Origin of the sequence: Blastopirellula marina, assembly GCF_002967715.1 — a bacterium.
GTDB lineage: Bacteria > Planctomycetota > Planctomycetia > Pirellulales > Pirellulaceae > Bremerella > Bremerella marina_B.
The window spans coordinates 1-594 of record NZ_PUIA01000008.1 but is presented as its reverse complement, the minus strand read 5'-3'; the positions used below and the strand labels follow the sequence as shown (position 1 = coordinate 594).

1 protein-coding gene is annotated in these 594 nt (G+C 55.6%); it reads right to left on the bottom strand.

Annotation, left to right across the window (positions count from 1 at the left end):
• Window positions 1-73: 73 nt before the first annotated feature.
• Window positions 74-594: alpha/beta hydrolase (locus tag C5Y96_RS00945; RefSeq protein WP_114322151.1), on the bottom strand; the 521-nt coding region annotated here is incomplete at its 5' end.

Here is a 594-nt window from a genome sequence, read left to right as displayed (position 1 = left end):
AACGTCAGTTGTTCGTGTCCTTCGTCGATGGAAAACGTCTCGATCTTGCGCCATAGCTCACGTTGGCTTTCGTTCATGAGGCCTCTTTCGTAAGGGAAGCGTCGAGAAATCGCCCATGTTCGAGATAATTGCAAATATCGCGTGCGACATCTTGCCGCAAGAGCAGGGCGGTATGCATCGTAGGGTAGATCCGAAAGTCGGAACAACCTTCCAGGTGGGCCGATTGCTCCGGCACCAAATGATCGTACGTCGCGGCCATCGCCGCAAATTCAAAATCGGGCGCCGCCAGCTGATTCACATAGCTGCCCGGCACGTCCGACATTTGCGCCACCGCGCGGCATCGAAACAGATTCAATAGCCCGCCCCAAAATCGTCCGGCATACAAACCGCGATGGGGACTGGCGAGAAAGACGACTCGTCCCAGATGTTCGGGGCGATAAATTTGCAGCGCCCGTCGCGTTACCAATCCGCCCAGGCTATGGGCGACGATGTGCAACCGCTCGACGTTCGCTTCGTGATCGATTTTTCGCAGCGTCTTTGCAAACCGCTGCGCGAACGCTTCGATATCGCCGATCAAACTGAAATAGCCATATC